This is a genomic window from Xanthomonas sp. F10, from assembly GCF_014206815.1.
Classification (GTDB): Bacteria; Pseudomonadota; Gammaproteobacteria; order Xanthomonadales; family Xanthomonadaceae; genus Xanthomonas_A; species Xanthomonas_A indica.
The window spans coordinates 372890-387888 of sequence record NZ_JACHNP010000002.1; the positions used below are offsets into that span (position 1 = coordinate 372890).

Annotated in this window: 14 protein-coding genes; 8 read left to right on the top strand and 6 right to left on the bottom strand. The window is 70.1% G+C overall.

Annotation, left to right across the window (positions count from 1 at the left end; translation table 11 throughout):
- The first annotated feature begins 56 nt into the window (after positions 1–56).
- Positions 57–1352 carry an ATP-binding protein gene (locus FHR56_RS13130; RefSeq protein WP_160945482.1) on the top strand — a complete coding sequence of 432 codons (1296 nt, stop codon included), beginning with the start codon at positions 57–59 and terminating at the stop codon, positions 1350–1352.
- A 6-nt stretch (positions 1353–1358) separates the two neighbouring features.
- Here FHR56_RS13130 and FHR56_RS13135 read toward each other — a convergent pair whose 3' ends face one another.
- Positions 1359–1877 (bottom strand): isochorismatase family cysteine hydrolase, encoded by a 519-nt coding sequence (locus tag FHR56_RS13135; RefSeq protein ID WP_237473014.1) that lies wholly within the window; start codon positions 1875–1877, stop codon positions 1359–1361.
- Between the two features lie 417 nt (positions 1878–2294).
- Here FHR56_RS13135 and mdoH point away from each other — a divergent pair, with 417 nt between their 5' ends.
- The 4 genes from mdoH (at position 2295) to hemC (ending at position 6766) form a co-directional block, all read left to right on the top strand.
- Positions 2295–4244, top strand: a complete 1950-nt coding sequence (gene mdoH, locus FHR56_RS13140) for a glucans biosynthesis glucosyltransferase MdoH (RefSeq protein WP_160945481.1) — start codon at positions 2295–2297, stop codon at positions 4242–4244.
- Positions 4245–4283: 39 nt separating this feature from the next.
- On the top strand, positions 4284–4949 hold the full coding sequence (locus FHR56_RS13145) for an alpha/beta hydrolase (RefSeq protein ID WP_160945480.1): 666 nt from the start codon (positions 4284–4286) through the stop codon (positions 4947–4949).
- 103 nt (positions 4950–5052) lie between these two features.
- A complete protein-coding gene (locus FHR56_RS13150) occupies positions 5053–5784 on the top strand; it encodes a LytTR family DNA-binding domain-containing protein (RefSeq protein WP_160945479.1) in 732 nt (243 codons plus the stop codon).
- Positions 5785–5842: 58 nt separating this feature from the next.
- Complete coding sequence (gene hemC, locus FHR56_RS13155) at positions 5843–6766, top strand: hydroxymethylbilane synthase (RefSeq protein WP_160945478.1); 924 nt, start codon at positions 5843–5845, stop codon at positions 6764–6766.
- Positions 6767–6997: 231 nt separating this feature from the next.
- Here hemC and FHR56_RS13160 read toward each other — a convergent pair whose 3' ends face one another.
- The gene (locus FHR56_RS13160; protein WP_160945477.1) at positions 6998–7792 is read right to left on the bottom strand and encodes a DUF481 domain-containing protein; all 795 of its coding nucleotides are present in this window, start codon (positions 7790–7792) and stop codon (positions 6998–7000) included.
- 182 nt (positions 7793–7974) lie between these two features.
- On the opposite strand from FHR56_RS13160, the gene FHR56_RS13165 reads away from it, so the two are divergent.
- The gene (locus tag FHR56_RS13165; protein WP_010341069.1) at positions 7975–8946 is read left to right on the top strand and encodes a YafY family protein; all 972 of its coding nucleotides are present in this window, start codon (positions 7975–7977) and stop codon (positions 8944–8946) included.
- 229 nt (positions 8947–9175) lie between these two features.
- On the opposite strand, the gene FHR56_RS13170 is transcribed toward FHR56_RS13165, so the two are convergent.
- Together FHR56_RS13170 and FHR56_RS13175 are read right to left on the bottom strand one after the other, a co-directional pair.
- A complete protein-coding gene (locus FHR56_RS13170) occupies positions 9176–9592 on the bottom strand; it encodes a helix-turn-helix domain-containing protein (protein ID WP_160945476.1) in 417 nt (138 codons plus the stop codon).
- A 234-nt stretch (positions 9593–9826) separates the two neighbouring features.
- Positions 9827–10372, bottom strand: a complete 546-nt coding sequence (locus tag FHR56_RS13175; RefSeq protein WP_237473033.1) for a lipocalin family protein — start codon at positions 10370–10372, stop codon at positions 9827–9829.
- Positions 10373–10540: 168 nt separating this feature from the next.
- Between FHR56_RS13175 and FHR56_RS13180 the strand changes: the two genes are divergently transcribed.
- Together FHR56_RS13180 and FHR56_RS13185 are read left to right on the top strand one after the other, a co-directional pair.
- Positions 10541–10840 (top strand): hypothetical protein, encoded by a 300-nt coding sequence (locus FHR56_RS13180; protein WP_160945474.1) that lies wholly within the window; start codon positions 10541–10543, stop codon positions 10838–10840.
- Between the two features lie 67 nt (positions 10841–10907).
- Positions 10908–13013 carry a prolyl oligopeptidase family serine peptidase gene (locus tag FHR56_RS13185; protein WP_160945473.1) on the top strand — a complete coding sequence of 702 codons (2106 nt, stop codon included), beginning with the start codon at positions 10908–10910 and terminating at the stop codon, positions 13011–13013.
- A 159-nt stretch (positions 13014–13172) separates the two neighbouring features.
- On the opposite strand, the gene FHR56_RS13190 is transcribed toward FHR56_RS13185, so the two are convergent.
- Both FHR56_RS13190 and FHR56_RS13195 read right to left on the bottom strand, forming a co-directional pair.
- Entirely contained in the window at positions 13173–13589 is a 417-nt protein-coding gene (locus FHR56_RS13190; RefSeq protein WP_237473013.1) for a GNAT family N-acetyltransferase, read from the bottom strand.
- Between the two features lie 107 nt (positions 13590–13696).
- Complete coding sequence (locus FHR56_RS13195; RefSeq protein WP_160945472.1) at positions 13697–14908, bottom strand: pyridoxal phosphate-dependent aminotransferase; 1212 nt, start codon at positions 14906–14908, stop codon at positions 13697–13699.
- Positions 14909–14999: the final 91 nt, after the last annotated feature.

Sequence of the window (14999 nt, forward strand, 5' to 3'; positions counted from 1 at the left end):
CTGGTGACGTTGTGTGAATCCCGATATTCTCGACCTTACTTACTGCGAGATGCAGCTTGACCACGCACGCCTACTATCGGCAGATCGTCGAGCTCTCACACGACTGCATCAAGGAAGTCGGCCGCGACGGCATCGTGCGCTCGATCAATCCCCACGGCCTTGCCCTGCTTGGCGTCTCCGATCCTGCCGATGTGGTCGGCCACCCCTGGGCCGAACTGTGGCCCGAGGACATGCGTTCGCTCACCCAGGCCGCCTTCGCCGCGGCGCTGGGCAATGAGCAGCGCGAATTCTGGGCGCAGCGCCCGTCGCTGGACGGACGGCAGCGCTGGTGGCACGTGATGGTCAGCCCGCTGGCCAATGCCGCGGCCCGGGTCGAAAGCGTGCTGGTGATCAGCCGCGACGTCACCCAGCAGCGCCAGGTCGAACAGGCCCTGCGCGCGCTCGGCCATCTTCCCCCGGTCGAGGGCGAGGGAAACGCGATCGAGGATGCCGATGCCGTCGCGCTGGGCCGCCGCTGGCAGGCCGAGCATTCGCAACTGCGCGGGCAACTGGACATCGCCCTGGCCGCGCAGCGCGTGGCCGAGCGCGCGATGACCCAGGCGCAGAAGGGCGAGGCGATCGGGCAGATGCTCGCCGGCGTGGTCCATGACTTCAACAACATGCTGCATACCGCCATGACCTCGGTGAGCATGGTCGCCGACCATCCGCAGCGCCTGCAGCCGGACCAGCGGCGGCTGCTCGGCATCGCCAACGAGGCCCTGCAGCACGGCGCGGGGATGACCCGGCGCCTGCTCGGCTTCGCCCGCGCGCATCCGGTCAAGCCGGCCTGGCTGGACCTGAACGCGTTGGTGACGCAGATGCAGCCGCTGCTGGCGCAGGCGCTGGGCGGCGAGATGCGCCTGCAACTCCTGCCCTGCGCCGAGGTGGCGACGACCTATGCCGACCGCAACGCGGTCGAGCAGGCGGTGATGAACCTGGCGCTGAACGCGCGCGACGCCAGCCGCCCCGGCGATGCGGTGACGATCCGCTGCAGCGCCCTGGAGGTGCCGCCCTCGCGCGCGGCGGCGATGCGCCAGCCCGGCCGCTATGTGACCCTGGCGGTCAGCGACCAGGGCGAGGGCATGTCCGACGAGGTGAAGTCGCGCCTGTTCGAGGCGTACTTCACCACCAAGCCCGAGGGCAAGGGCACCGGGCTGGGCCTGGCCCAGGTCTATGGCCTGGTACGCCAGGCGGGCGGCTTCGTCGACGTCGAATCGGAACTGGGATGCGGCACCACCATCACCCTGGCGTTTCCGTTCGTGCCGCGGCCGCTCGACGACGCGGGCGATGACTTGGTGCCGGCGGCGGAGTAGCCCCGCTCATCGACCCGCGCGCGCCGGCAGCCGCTCGCTGATGTGCACCGCGAACGCCTCGCGCAGCAGCCGCAGCGCCCGTTGCTGGCGCCCGGCGTCCAGCGCCGCGCAGCACGATGGCGGCACCTGCACCTGGAAGTCGCGCATGCGCGCGTCGATCGCGGTGGCCAGCACGCAGGCGTCGGTGGCGATGCCGGTGACCAGCAGGTGGGTGGTCTGCAGCCGCGCCAGCAGCAGGGCCAGGGCCGAGCCGAGGAAGGCGGAGTGCTTGGGCTTGAGGACGTAGTAGTCCTGCGGGCGCGGCGCCAGGCAGGCGGCGATGCGCGCGCCGCGCTGTTTCGGATCGGCGCACAGCGTCCACAGGCCTTCGAAATCGGTGCGCCAGTCGGCGAAGTTGTCGTTGGCGAACAGCACCGGCCAGCCACGGCGATGGAAGCGCGCGCGGACCTGGGCGATGCGCTCGGCCACCGGCAGCGCGGCGTTCGCCAGGCGCTCGCCGCCGGGGAAATCGAAACGGCTGATCATGTCCACGATCAGCAACGCCGGTTGGCCGGGCTGCGTCGGTGCCGCCGCGGCCCTCGATGGCCGTTGCTGGTCGTCAGGGGTGTCAGTGCGTCGCCGGGCCGGGTGCCGCATGCGCCGATCCTCCATTGCCGGACAGGGCTTCATGGTCGGCGCGCGCGGTGAAACCAGGGTGAGCGCGAGTGAAGGCGTGGCTGAACGGACGGGCGGGCAGCGCCGCCATGGCGCCGATGGCCGCCTTCGCGAAAGCTTACTATTTAAGGTTTACATTGACAGGCGTCTTTGCCCGTCGACAGGAGAGCACGTGGTAGCAACTGGCGTACATGACAAGACGCGCGTGGCCGCAGCGGCATCCGCCGCGCCGGCCGCCCGCGGCATTTCCCGATGGCGCTGCGGCGCCGGATGCGATCGGCGGATCGCATGAGCGCGGTCGCCCCCACACCGGCCGTGCCCGTCGATGCGCCCTTGGATGCCGGCCAGGCGGTCTTGCCACCCGAAGCGCCACTGGCCATGCCGCTGCAGTCGCTGCAGGAAGGCAAGCTGCGCAACAAGCGCCTGCCCAGCACCCCGGTCGGGATCGGCTGGCGGCGCTTCTACGTGTTCGGCACGACCGCGGCGATGACCGCCTATGCCAGCTGGCTGATCTGCAAGGTGCTGCTGATCGGCGGCGTGAGCGTGCTCGAAGCCTGCCTGATGGTGCTGTTCATCCCGTTGTTCGCCTGGATCGCGCTGTCCTTCGTCAGCGCCCTGGCCGGCTTCTTCACCCTGGTGTTCGGCAAGGGCCGCAAGCTCGGCATCGATCCGGACGCGCCGTTGCCGGTCGTGCGCAACCGCACCGCGCTGCTGATGCCCACCTACAACGAGGATCCGCACCGGCTGATGGCCGGCCTGCAGGCGATCTACGAGTCGGTGGAGGCCACCGGCCAGATCGAGCGCTTCGATTTCTTCATCCTCAGCGACACCACGCGCCCGGCGGTCGGCGCGGAAGAAGAAAAGGTATATGCCGAGCTGGTGGAGCGCGTCGGCGGCCACGGCCGGCTGTTCTACCGGCGCCGCGCCAGCAACGCCGGGCGCAAGGCCGGCAACATCGCCGACTGGGTGCGCCGCTTCGGTGGCGCCTATCCGCAGATGCTGATCCTGGACGCCGACAGCCTGATGACCGGCGACAGCATCGTGCGTTTGGCCGCCGGCATGGAGGCCAACCCCGACGTGGGCCTGATCCAGACCCTGCCGGAAGTGGTCAACGGCAATACCCTGTTCGCGCGCATGCAGCAGTTCGGCGGCCGCGTCTACGGCCCGGTGATCGCCTTCGGCGTGGCCTGGTGGCATGGTTCGGAAAGCAACTACTGGGGCCACAACGCGATGATCCGCACCGAGGCCTTCGCCGCGCAGGCCGGCCTGCCGTCGCTGCCCGGGCGCAAGCCGTTCTGCGGCCACGTGCTCAGCCACGACTTCGTCGAGGCGGCGCTGATGCGCCGTGGCGGCTGGGCCATGCACATGGTGCCGTACCTGCAGGGCAGCTACGAGGAAGGCCCGCCGACGCTGACCGACCTGCTGGTGCGCGACCGCCGCTGGTGCCAGGGCAACCTGCAGCACTCCAAGGTGGTGCGCGCGCGCGGCCTGCACTGGGTCAGCCGCATGCACATGCTGATCGGCATCGGCCATTACTTCACCGCGCCGATGTGGGGCATGCTGATGCTGATCGGCATCGCCATTCCGCTGCAGAACGGCGGGTTCGACCTGGTCGCCTCGGTGATCTCGCCGTTCTCGCCGGCGCGCTACTGGCACCAGCAGGATTCCACGCGGGTGGCCTGGGTGTTCGCGGTGACCATGTTCGTGCTGCTGGCGCCCAAGGTGATGGGCTACTTCGCGATGCTGCTCAAGCCCGGCGAACGCCGTGGCTGCGGCGGCGGGCTGCGCGCCTTCGTGAGCATGCTGCTGGAAACGCTGCTGGCCGCGCTGATGGCGCCGGTGGTGATGTACGTGCAGTCGCGCGGCGTCGCCGAAGTGCTGGCCGGCAAGGATTCGGGCTGGGATGCGCAGCAGCGCGACGACGGCCGCATTTCGTGGTCGGCGCTGTTGCGCAGCTACGGCGGACTCAGCGCGTTCGGCCTGCTGATGGGCGGCATGGCCTATGCCGTGTCGCCGTCGCTGGCGGCGTGGATGGCGCCGGTGGTGATCGGCATGGCGCTGGCGGTGCCGGTGGTGGCGATCAGTTCCTCGCGGGCCGCCGGCCTGTGGCTGCGCAAGTTGCGCATCCTCGCCATTCCCGAGGAATCGCAGCCGCCGGCGGTGCTGCTGCGCGCCGCCGAACTGCGCCGCGAGGCCGCTGCGCGCCGTGCCGAGGCCGAGGCGCAGGCCCAGGGCTGACGCGGGCATACTAGCCGGCCTCCTCCATCGGGAACCGACATGCTGGAAACAGTGGAACACGAGACCGGCGCTGCGCCGGCCTGGACCGTCCTGTGGCTGCACGGCCTGGGCGCCGACGGCAACGATTTCGCGCCGCTGGTGCCGGAACTGCTGCGGCCGCACTGGCCGGCCATGCGTTTCGTGTTCCCGCACGCGCCGGTGCGGGCGGTGACGATCAACAATGGCGTGCGTATGCGCGCCTGGTACGACATCGTCAGCATGGATTTCTCCAATCGCGCCGACAGCGCCGGTGTCGCCGAATCGGTGGCCCAGGTCGAGGAACTGATCGCGCGCGAGGACGCGCGTGGGGTGCCGGCCGAGCGCCTGCTGCTGGCCGGCTTTTCCCAGGGCGGCGCGATCACCCTGGCCACCGGCCTGCGCCGCGAACGGCCGCTGGCCGGCCTGATCGGCCTGTCCACCTATCTGCCCGAACTGGAGAGCGTCGCCCGCTGGCACGCGCCGGCGGCCCTGCGGCAACCGCTGTTCATGGCCCATGGGCAGGGCGACCCGGTGATCCCGCAGACGTACGCCGAGCGCACCGCGCAGACCCTGCAGGCGCTGGGAATGCCGGTGCAGTGGCGGCGCTACCCGATGGCGCACCAGGTCTGCGCCGAGGAAATCGCCGACCTGGGCGACTGGATGGATGCCTGCCTCGCCGGCACCTGAGCCTGGTGGCCGCCTGGCGGCCTGATGCGATACCCGTGGCGGGCGCCCGGAACCGGGGCTAGTATCGGCCGCAGCGCACGCCAGCCGAGCGAGGGAGACCTGGGTGAAGGTGCTGATCGCCGACGACGAACCCCTGGCGCGCGAACGCCTGCGCACGCTGCTGGCCGCGCATGCCGGCGTGGAAGTGGTGGCCGAAGCCGACAACGGCATGGACGCGCTGCACGCCTGCGCCGCCGCGCAGCCGGACCTGGTGCTGCTGGACATCGCCATGCCCGGCCTCGACGGGCTGGAGGCCGCGCGCCACCTGGCCACGTTCGAGCCGCGCCCGGCGGTGGTGTTCTGCACCGCCTACGACGCGCATGCGCTGTCCGCGTTCGAGGCGGCGGCGATCGACTACCTGATGAAACCGGTGCGGGCCGAGCGCCTGGCCGCGGCCCTGCAGCGCGCCCGCACCTTCATGGCCGGCCGCGTCAACGGCGATGCCGCCGCGCCGGCGCCGCAGCGGCGCACCCACCTGTGCGCGCGCCTGCGCGGCAGCCTGCGGCTGATCCCGGTCGACGACATCCACTATCTGCAGGCCGAGGAAAAGTACGTGGTGGTGCACCACGCCCGCGGCGAGGACCTGATCGAGGAATCGTTGCGCGCGCTGGAGGATGAGTTCGCCGAGCGCTTCGTGCGCATTCACCGCAACTGTCTGGTCGCGCGCCACGAACTGGTGGAGCTGCGCCGGCTCGGCGAGGGCCAGGTGCAGGCGGTGCTGCGCCATGGCAAGCAGCCGCTGGAGGTCAGTCGGCGCTGCGTGGCGCAGCTGCGCAAGGAGATCCACCAGCGTTGACGCCGGCCAGTTCGCACGGCGGCAGCGGCAGGCAGCGGCTTTCCGCGATAATGCGCGCATGAAGATCCTGCGCATCGCTACCCGCAAGAGTCCGCTCGCCCTGTGGCAGAGTGAGCATGTCGCCGCCTGCCTGCGCCGCGCGCACCCGCACCTGGACGTGGTGCTGGTGCCGATGAGCACCCGCGGCGACGAAGTCCTGGACCGCTCGCTGGCGGCGATCGGCGGCAAGGGCCTGTTCCTGAAGGAGCTGGAGCTGGCGATGCTGCGCGGCGAGGCCGATTGCGCGGTGCATTCGCTCAAGGACGTGCCGATGGAGCTGGACCGGCCGTTCGTGCTGCCGGCGATCCTGCCGCGCGCCGATCCGGCCGATGCGCTGATCTCCAACCTCTACGCCTCGCTGGACGCGCTGCCGCTCGGCGCGCGCGTCGGCACCTCCTCGCTGCGGCGGCAGGCGCAACTGCGCGCGCGGCGCCCGGACCTGGAACTGCTGGATCTGCGCGGCAACGTCAACACGCGCCTGGCCAAGCTCGACAACGGCGGCTACGACGGCATCGTGCTGGCCTGCGCCGGCCTGCAGCGGCTGGGCCTGGAGGCGCGCATCACCCAGCGCCTGCAGGCGCCGGACTGGCTGCCGGCCCCGGCGCAGGGCGCGATCGCGGTGGAATGCCGCGAGGACGCCAGCGCCGCGCTGGCGCTGTTCGCCGCGCTCGACGACGCGCCGACCCGTCGTTGCGTGGAGGCGGAGCGGGCGATGAACCGCGCCCTGCACGGCAGCTGCCACGTGCCGGTGGCCGCCTTCGCGCAATGGCGCGGCGACGACCTGCTGCTGCAGGGCCTGGTCGGCGGCGTCGCCGACGGACGCCTGGTGCGCGCGGAGCTGCAGCGCAGCGCCCGGGACCCGGACGCCCTGGGCCAGGCCGTGGCCGAGGCCTTGCTGGGCGCCGGCGCGCGCGAATTGCTGGATGTCGACCTGCCGGTCTGATGGCGTGCGCGGTGCCGCGCCAGCGACTGGTAGAAGCGGCTTCAGGGCGCCTCTGACAACGACGAAAGGCCATTCGCAGGAGTGGCCTTGGCCGCGACGGCCGTACCGGAAATGCCCGTCGCGGCTGAAGCCGCTCCTACGACGAGAGGCGGATCAACGGGTCGGCTCTGCGGCGCGGCAGCTCGCCGCACCCCCCGTGACTAATCCCGAATCCCCACTCCCAATTCCCGCTCACTTGAACTTGTAGACCAGGTTCATGGTGGTCAAGGTATCGGTCTTCTTCTTGTCGTCGCTGACGTCGCTGTTGTAGCGCGCCTGCCAGCCGGCCTTCAGCGCCAGGCGCTCGTTCATGCTCACCGAGATGCCCAGGTCGTTCTGCGCGAAGGTGTTGTATGCGCCGGATTCGACCAGCAGGGTGTTGCCCAGTTCGGTGTTGCTGGTCAGGCCGTACTTGAAGTCGACCAGGCCGCGGCCGATCAGGCCGGTCTCGGTGCGGTCCTCGACCACGTCGTGGGCGCGGCGCACGCCGGGACCGATCTGCACGTCGATGCTGCGGCGGTCGCCGTCCATGATCCGGGTGCCGTAGCCGATGCCGATCGTGGCCAGGCGGTCGTAGGTGGCGAAGTCGTCGCGCTCGTAGCGCAGCGAGGCGGTCAGCTGGCGGTGTTCGCCGAGCTGCAGCGCGCTGCCGGCGCTGCCGGTGTAGCGGTTGGAGGTGGTCTGGCGCTTGCGCGTGGTGGTGCCGTCCGGATTGGTGTCGGTGTACTCGGCGCTGGCGTGCAGGGCAAGCAGGTCCAGGCTGTGGATCCAGTCGCCGTCCACGTACTGGCCCTTGAGCCGGCCGTTGAGGCTTTCGTTGGTGCTGTTGCCGTGCGAGGAGGCGAAGCCGAGTTCGCCCGATCCGCTCCACGGCGAACTGGCCGGGTCCGTGGTTGCCGACGAGGTGGCGACGTCGGCGGCCCAGGCCGGGGACGTGCTCAGCAGCAACGAGGCGATGGCGGATACGAGGGTGGCGCGGCGGGACATGGCTTCTCTCCGGGGGTGAGGACGCAGCCTTCGGCTAACGAAATGGAAACGATTTCATCATACCGGATCCACATGACACCCTGGCCGGCCCCGGGCGCCGGCTTCATCGACGGTTCGGGCGCGCTGCCGGCCGCCGCGCCGGGCAGGCGTTTTCCGCCCGCGACTCAGACATAATCGAGGCCATGGACCGCTACGAACGCATCAACGCACTGCACCGCCTGCTCAAGTCCGCGCGCTACCCGGTGACGGTGGCGCGGCTGCAGGACGAACTGGGCTGCTCCCGCGCCACCGTCTACCGCGATCTGGCCTTCCTGCGCGATGCGCTGATGGCGCCGGTGGAGGGCGACGGCGAGGCCGGCTTCCGCTACGAATCCGGCGAGAGCGACCGTTTCGAGCTGCCGGGGCTGTGGCTGAGTTCGGAGGAACTGCATGCGCTGCTGGCCTCGCAGCAGTTGCTGGCGCGTACCGGCGGCGGGGTGCTGTCCTCGGTGCTGGCGCCGCTGCAGCAGCGCATCGAGAGCCTGCTCGCGGCCCAGGCCGGGGCGACCCATTGGCCGGTGGAGCGGGTGCGGGTGATCCCGCACCGCGGCCGCAAGCTCGACGAAGCCAGTTTCCGCACCGTCGCCTCGGCGGTGCTGGAGCGCAAGCGCCTGTCCTTCGACTACCGCGCCCGCTCCACCGACGAATCGACCAAGCGCACGGTGTCGCCGCAGCGCATCACCCACTACCGCGACAACTGGTACCTGGACGCCTGGGACCATGGCCGCGACGCGGTGCGCAGCTTCGCGGTGGACCGCATCAACCATGCGCGCCTGCTCGACCAGCCGGCGCAGGACGTGGCCGACGCCGAGCTGGATTCGCAGCTGGCGGCCAGCTACGGCATCTTCTCCGGCGCGCCCAAGGGCTGGGCCACCATCGTGTTCAGCCCCAAGGCGGCGCGCTGGGTCGCCGACGAGCACTGGCATTCCAAGCAGCAGGGCCGGTTCCTGGCCGACGGCCGCTACGAACTGAAGGTGCCCTACAGTGTCTCGCGCGAACTGCTGATGGACGTGCTGCACTACGGCTCGGATGCGGAGATCGTCGAGCCGCGGTCGCTGCGCGAACAGGCCAAGGCGCTGCTGTCGCTGGCGCTGAGCAACTACAGCGACGATTGAGGCGCCGCTGCGCGCTCTGCGATTTCCGTAGGAGCGGCTTCAGCCGCGACATGACGGAAAGCGTCGCGGCTGAAGCCGCTCCTACCTGGGAACTGGCGTGCCGCGGCGGCGTGCGCCGTAGCGTGCGGGATGCAGTCGTCTCCTGGCGACGCAGCGGCCGTCGTAGGAGCGGCTTCAGCCGCGACCGGGGCATTCCCGACGCTGACCGCTGCAGCCTGGAGATGGACGCCTAGGCCGCGTCCAGTGGCGCGCCGCCACCCAGGATCACGCCGATATTGCGCTCGATCCAGTCCACCAGCGCGTGCACGTGCGCCGCGGCTTCCTCGCCGAGCGGGGTCAGGTCGTACTCCACGTGCGGCGGCACCACCGGGTAGGCGGTGCGCTGCACCAGGCCGTCCGCCTCCAGCGCCTGCAGGGTCTGCGACAGCATCTTCTCGCTGACGCCTTCCAGGCTGCGGCGCAGGTCGCCGAAACGGTGGGTGCCCTTGCGCAGGGCGACCAGGACGAGCACGCCCCAGCGGCTGGTGACATGGCTGAGCACGGCGCGGGACGGGCAGTTCTGTGCGAACACCTGGCCGCGCAGCAGGGTGGCGTCCGCGCAGCCGCGGGGCGCTTCGTCGAGGGGTTCGGAAAGGACGCTGGCCAAGCGATGCACCTGTCTGTGGGGGAGGGCGCCCCGATCATACGGGCCGCGCCGGGCGCTTCGCTGAGCGGCGGGTGATCGTGGCGTCGCTCCCATGCCGGGCGTGCGATGGCGTGGCGGCGGCGAGCGTTGGCAGCCGTGGGACGCTGCGGACCGAACGGCTTGTGGGCGGCACCCGGTGCGCCGGCGGCGCGGGCCGGGTCGTTCGTCGCGACCGGCCTGGCCCAGGGTGTTGCCTTAGGGCTTGTTCGGCACTTCGAAGCCGAGCTTGCCGACCTGGTCGCGGCGTTGCGGCACGCGCTTGAGCTTGTCGATGTTGACCCCGTACTGGTGGTCCAGCTTGTCGACCAGTTCGCGGTATTGCTTGTGGCTCATGTTCGGCGAGCGTGCGAATACCCAGGCCAGGTCGCGGCCGGGGTAGTCGATCAGCGCCCAGGAATAGTCCGGCGCCACCTCCAGGATGCGGTACTTGGTGGGCACCATCCTGAAGAACCAGGTGGTCCAGCGGCGGTTGCCGGTGCCTTCCTTGACCGTGGCGCGGGAGTTGAGCTCCTTGACCGGTTCGTCGAAGCCGTTGCGGTACTCGTAGCGCACCGCGATCTTGCCGTCGTCCTTGAGGGTGTACTCGTCGCTGCTGGCGACGTGGCCGCGCTCGGCGAAGTACGGCACATGGGCGATCACGTACCAGCGGCCCATGAAGCGTTGCAGGTCGATCGGCGGCTGTGCCGGCTCCTGTTCCGGGTCCGGCGACTTGGCGCGGGCCGTCGGCAAGGGGACGGCCATGCCCAGCAGCAGCACGGAAGCGAACAGGGAAAGCAGGCGCATAGGAGGGTTCCGGGGCGAAGGGCGAATGCCGGTGAAGTATGCGCGTGCGCCATGTCAATGATGCGTCGCAGCCTCTGAGATGTCGCAGCGGCAACCTGCGCGCCTCGACTTCCAGGAACTGCCGCCATGCCGATCGTCTCGTCGTCCCCGCGCCACCACGTCCCGCACCCCGGCCTGCGTCGCCTGCTGCGCCAGGCGATCCTCGCCGGACTGGCCCTGGTCCTGGTGTGGCCGGCCGCGCGCGGCCACAGCGAATGGCTGGGTTGGCGGCCGCTGTGGCTGCTGGGCATGCCGCTGAGCGCCTGGTGGGCCCTGCATCGCTTCCCGCTGCCGCCGCTGCGCCGGCTGTGGGGGCAATGGCGGGCCCGGCCGCGGGCGCAGGCGCGGCGGCGCCGGCCGGCGCTGCGGAGCGCGCGCCCAGCCTGACCTTCGGCAGGGGAGGGCGGCGAGGCCGCATGCTACGGTGCGGCGCTGTCCTTCCCGGATCCGAACCATGTCCTCACTCGCACACGCCTGCCTGATCGCCGGCCTGCTCGCCGCCGGCACCGCCGCGGCCAAGGAAACCGCGATGCCCCAAGACCCCTATGCCTGGCTCGAAGACGTCACCGGCGCCAAGGCGCTGGACTGGGTCAAGGCGCAGAACGCCAAGACCGAGGCGCGTCTGGCCGACACCCCCGCCTTCAAGGCCCGCGAGGCCGGCATCCGCGAGGTGCTGGATTCCGACGCCAAGATCCCGGCCGTGCAGAAGATCGGCCCGTACTACTACAACCTGTGGAAGGACCGCGCGCACGAGCGCGGCCTGTGGCGCCGCACCACCCTGGACGAGTACCGCAAGCCCGAGCCGAAGTGGGAGACGGTGCTGGACCTGGATGCGCTGAACAAGGCCGAGGGCGAGAACTGGGTGTGGCATGGCGCCAACTGCCTGCGCCCGGAGTACCGCCGCTGCCTGATCGCGCTGTCGCGCGGCGGCGCCGACGCCGACGTCACCCGCGAGTTCGACCTGAGCAGCAAGCAGTGGATCAAGGACGGCTTCTTCCGTCCCGAGGCCAAGGGCGGGCTGAGCTGGATCGATGCCGACACCGTCTATCTGTACACCGACTTCGGCCCCGGCTCGCTGACCAGCTCCGGCTACCCGCGCGTCGTCAAGCAGTGGAAGCGCGGCACCCCGATGAGCAGCGCCACGCTGGTCTACGAGGGCAAGCCGGACGACATGTACATCGCGGCGATGCACGACGACACGCCCGGCTACGAGCGCGATTTCGTCAGCCGCACGCTGGCCTTCTACAACGATGAGATGTACCTGCGCGGCACCGATGGCCGCCTGACCAAGATCGACGTGCCCAATTCGGCCAACAAGGGCGTGCACCGCCAGTGGCTGACCCTGGAGCTGCGCGATCCGTGGACGGTGGGCGGCACGACCTACCCGGCCGGTGCGCTGCTGGCGACCAAGTTCGACGACTTCATGGCCGGCAAGCGCAACTTCCAGGTGCTGTTCACGCCGACCGAGACCGCGTCGCTGGCGTCCTTCGCCTGGACCAAGTCGCGGCTGGTGCTGAACGTGCTCGACGACGTCAAGAGCCGGCTGTGGGTGCTGACCCCGGGCGAGGGCGAGTGGGCGCGCACGGCGTTTCCGGTCGGCGACCTGGCCTTCGGCAGCACCAGCGTCGATGCGGTCGATGCCGACGAGAACGACCAGGTGTGGCTAACCTCCACCGACTTCCTGACCCCGACCACGCTGATGCTGGCCGACGTGCAGCGCGGGCCGCAGAGCATCGAGACGCTGAAGGCGATGCCGAGCTTCTTCGACGCGTCCAAGGACGAAATCGAGCAGCACTTCGCCGTGTCCAAGGACGGCACCAAGGTCCCGTACTTCCTGGTCCGGCCCAAGCAGCTCAAGGCCGACGGCAGCGCGCCGACCCTGCTGTACGCCTACGGCGGTTTCGAGATCTCGATGACCCCGTTCTACTCCGGCAGCCTGGGCCGCGCCTGGCTCGACCAGGGTGGCGTGTACGCGCTGGCCAACATCCGCGGCGGCGGCGAGTACGGCCCGCGCTGGCACCAGGCGGCGCTGAAGCAGAACCGGCACAAGGCCTACGAGGACATGGCGGCGGTGGCGCAGGATCTGGTCGCGCGCAAGATCACCTCGGCCAAGCACCTGGGCGTGCAGGGCGGCAGCAACGGCGGGTTGATGGCCGGCAACATGCTGATGCAGTACCCGCAGCTGTTCGGCGCGGTGGTGGTGCAGGTGCCGCTGCTGGACATGAAGCGCTACAGCCACCTGCTGGCCGGCGCCTCGTGGATGGCCGAGTACGGCAACCCGGACACCGACGACTGGAAGTTCATCCAGACCTTCTCGCCGTACCACCTGTTCGACCCGAAGAAGACCTATCCGCCGGTGATCTTCCTGACCTCCACCCGCGACGACCGCGTGCATCCGGGTCATGCGCGGAAGATGGCGGCGAAGATGATCGACGCCGGCAAGAACGTGACCTACTACGAGAACATCGAAGGCGGCCATGGCGGCGCGGCCAACAACGCGCAGGCGGCGCACATGCAGGCGCTGGCGTACAGCTTCCTGTGGGAGCAGCTGTCCAAGTGACTGGTGCGGTCCGCGTCCCGGTCGGGGCGCGGACCATTGCCTGGCCTGGCGCCTGCGAGCCAGTGAACGCGCGAGCCCACGCGCAGCGCGTCGCGTCGCGATCGCGTCGACGCCATGCCTGCTCTCTGCTCGATTTCAGGTCGCCGCCGCAGCGGGTGCTCAGGCGCCGCCGGCCAAAGGCTTGACCAAGGTCAGCGAACGGACCTCATAACCCAGTTCTTCGTACACGTGCAGCGCGTGCGTGTTGAAGGCCCAGACGTTCAGGCGCATTTCGACACCGCCACGCAGTGCCACCCAGTCGTGCGCACGCTGCATCAGCGCCGGGCCGATGCCCTGGCCCCGATGGCGGCCGGTGATGCCTATGCTGCCTACCCGGCCGAAGCGCATGGGCTGCAGCAGCGAGTGCGATTCCGTCACCATGCCGACCGTGACGAAGCCGACGAGAACGCCCTGTGTTTCGGCGACGAAGGTGGTGGCATCGTCCCGGCCAATGCTGCTGTTCCAGTGCGCCGCATCGCGGTCCGCATCGCCGGCGCCGGCGAAGACGTGGGGAAAATGCCTCATGGTGCAGCGCATTGACTTCTTCGCCGAGTGCGCAGATCGCACGCAGATCCGATTCCATGGCTTCGCGGTAGATGAGCATGCCCGGCTCCAGTCGCTGTCCCGTGCCGTTGTTGGTCGCCTCAGCGCGCCCAGCGCGTCAGTCCACGCGCAATCCGCTCCACCGCCTGTTCCAGCCGCGGCAGGCTCTGGGTGTAGGCGATGCGCACGTGCTGGCGGGCGCGGTGACGACCGAAATCCACGCCCGGGGTGAACGCGACGTGCTCGGTTTCCAGGAAGTGCGCGCAGAACGCCTGCGCATCGTCGGTGAAAGCGGACACGTCGGCGTACAGGTAGAACGCGCCCTCCGGCTCGACGTCGATGCGGAAGCCGAGCGCGCGCAGCGCCGGCAGCAGGTAGTCGCGGCGCTGCGCGAACTCGGCGCGGCGCGCTTCCAGGATCTGCAGCGTTTCCGGCAGGAAGCAGGCCAGCGCGGCGTGCTGGGCGATGCTGGGCGCGCTGATGTACAGGTTCTGCGCCAGCTTCTCCAGCGACGGCACCGCCGCGCGCGGCGCCACCAGCCAGCCCAGGCGCCAGCCGGTCATGCCGAAATATTTGGAGAAGCTGTTGAGCACATAGGCGTCGTCGTCGACCTCCAGCACGCTGGGCGCGTCGATGCCGTAGCTCAGGCCATGGTAGATCTCGTCCACCACCAGGTGCCCGCCGCGGGCGCGCAGCGTCTGCGACAGCGCGGCCAGTTCGGCGCGCGACAGGACGGTACCGGTGGGATTGGCCGGCGAGGCCACCAGCGCGCCGACGCTGTCCGCGTTCCAGTGCCGCTGCACCAAATCGGGGGTCAGTTGGTAACGGCTGTCCGGGCCGACCGGCACCAGCTGCGCGGCGCCTTCGACCAGGCGCAGGAAATGGCGGTTGCACGGGTAGCCGGGGTCGGCCATCAGCCAGGTGCGGCCGGGATCGACCAGTAGCGCGCTGGCCAGCAGCAGCGCGCCGGAGCCGCCGGGCGTGATCAGGATGCGTGCCGGGTCCAGGTCGACGTCGTGGCACTGCCGGTAGAAGTCCGCCAGCGCCTGGCGCAGGGCCGGGAGGCCGCGCGCGGCGGTGTAGCGGGTATGGCCGGCGCCCAGCGCGGCCTGGCCGGCGGCGACGATCGGTGCGGCGGTGGTGAAGTCCGGTTCGCCGATCTCCAGGTGGATCACGTCGTGGCCGGCCTGCTCCAGTTCGTTGGCGCGGGCCAGCAGGGCCATCACGTGGAAGGGTTCGATCTCGCGGCTGCGCTGGCTGTAGCCGGGCGCGGCGGACGAGGCACTGAGGGTGTCGCCGGGAAGGGAAGCCATGTCGCCGATGATAGAGGAGGGTGCTGTCGCGCGTGTTAGCGATGTCGAGAGGACTGCGAAGCGCGGTGCCGTGCCAGGCGCCGAGTGCGCT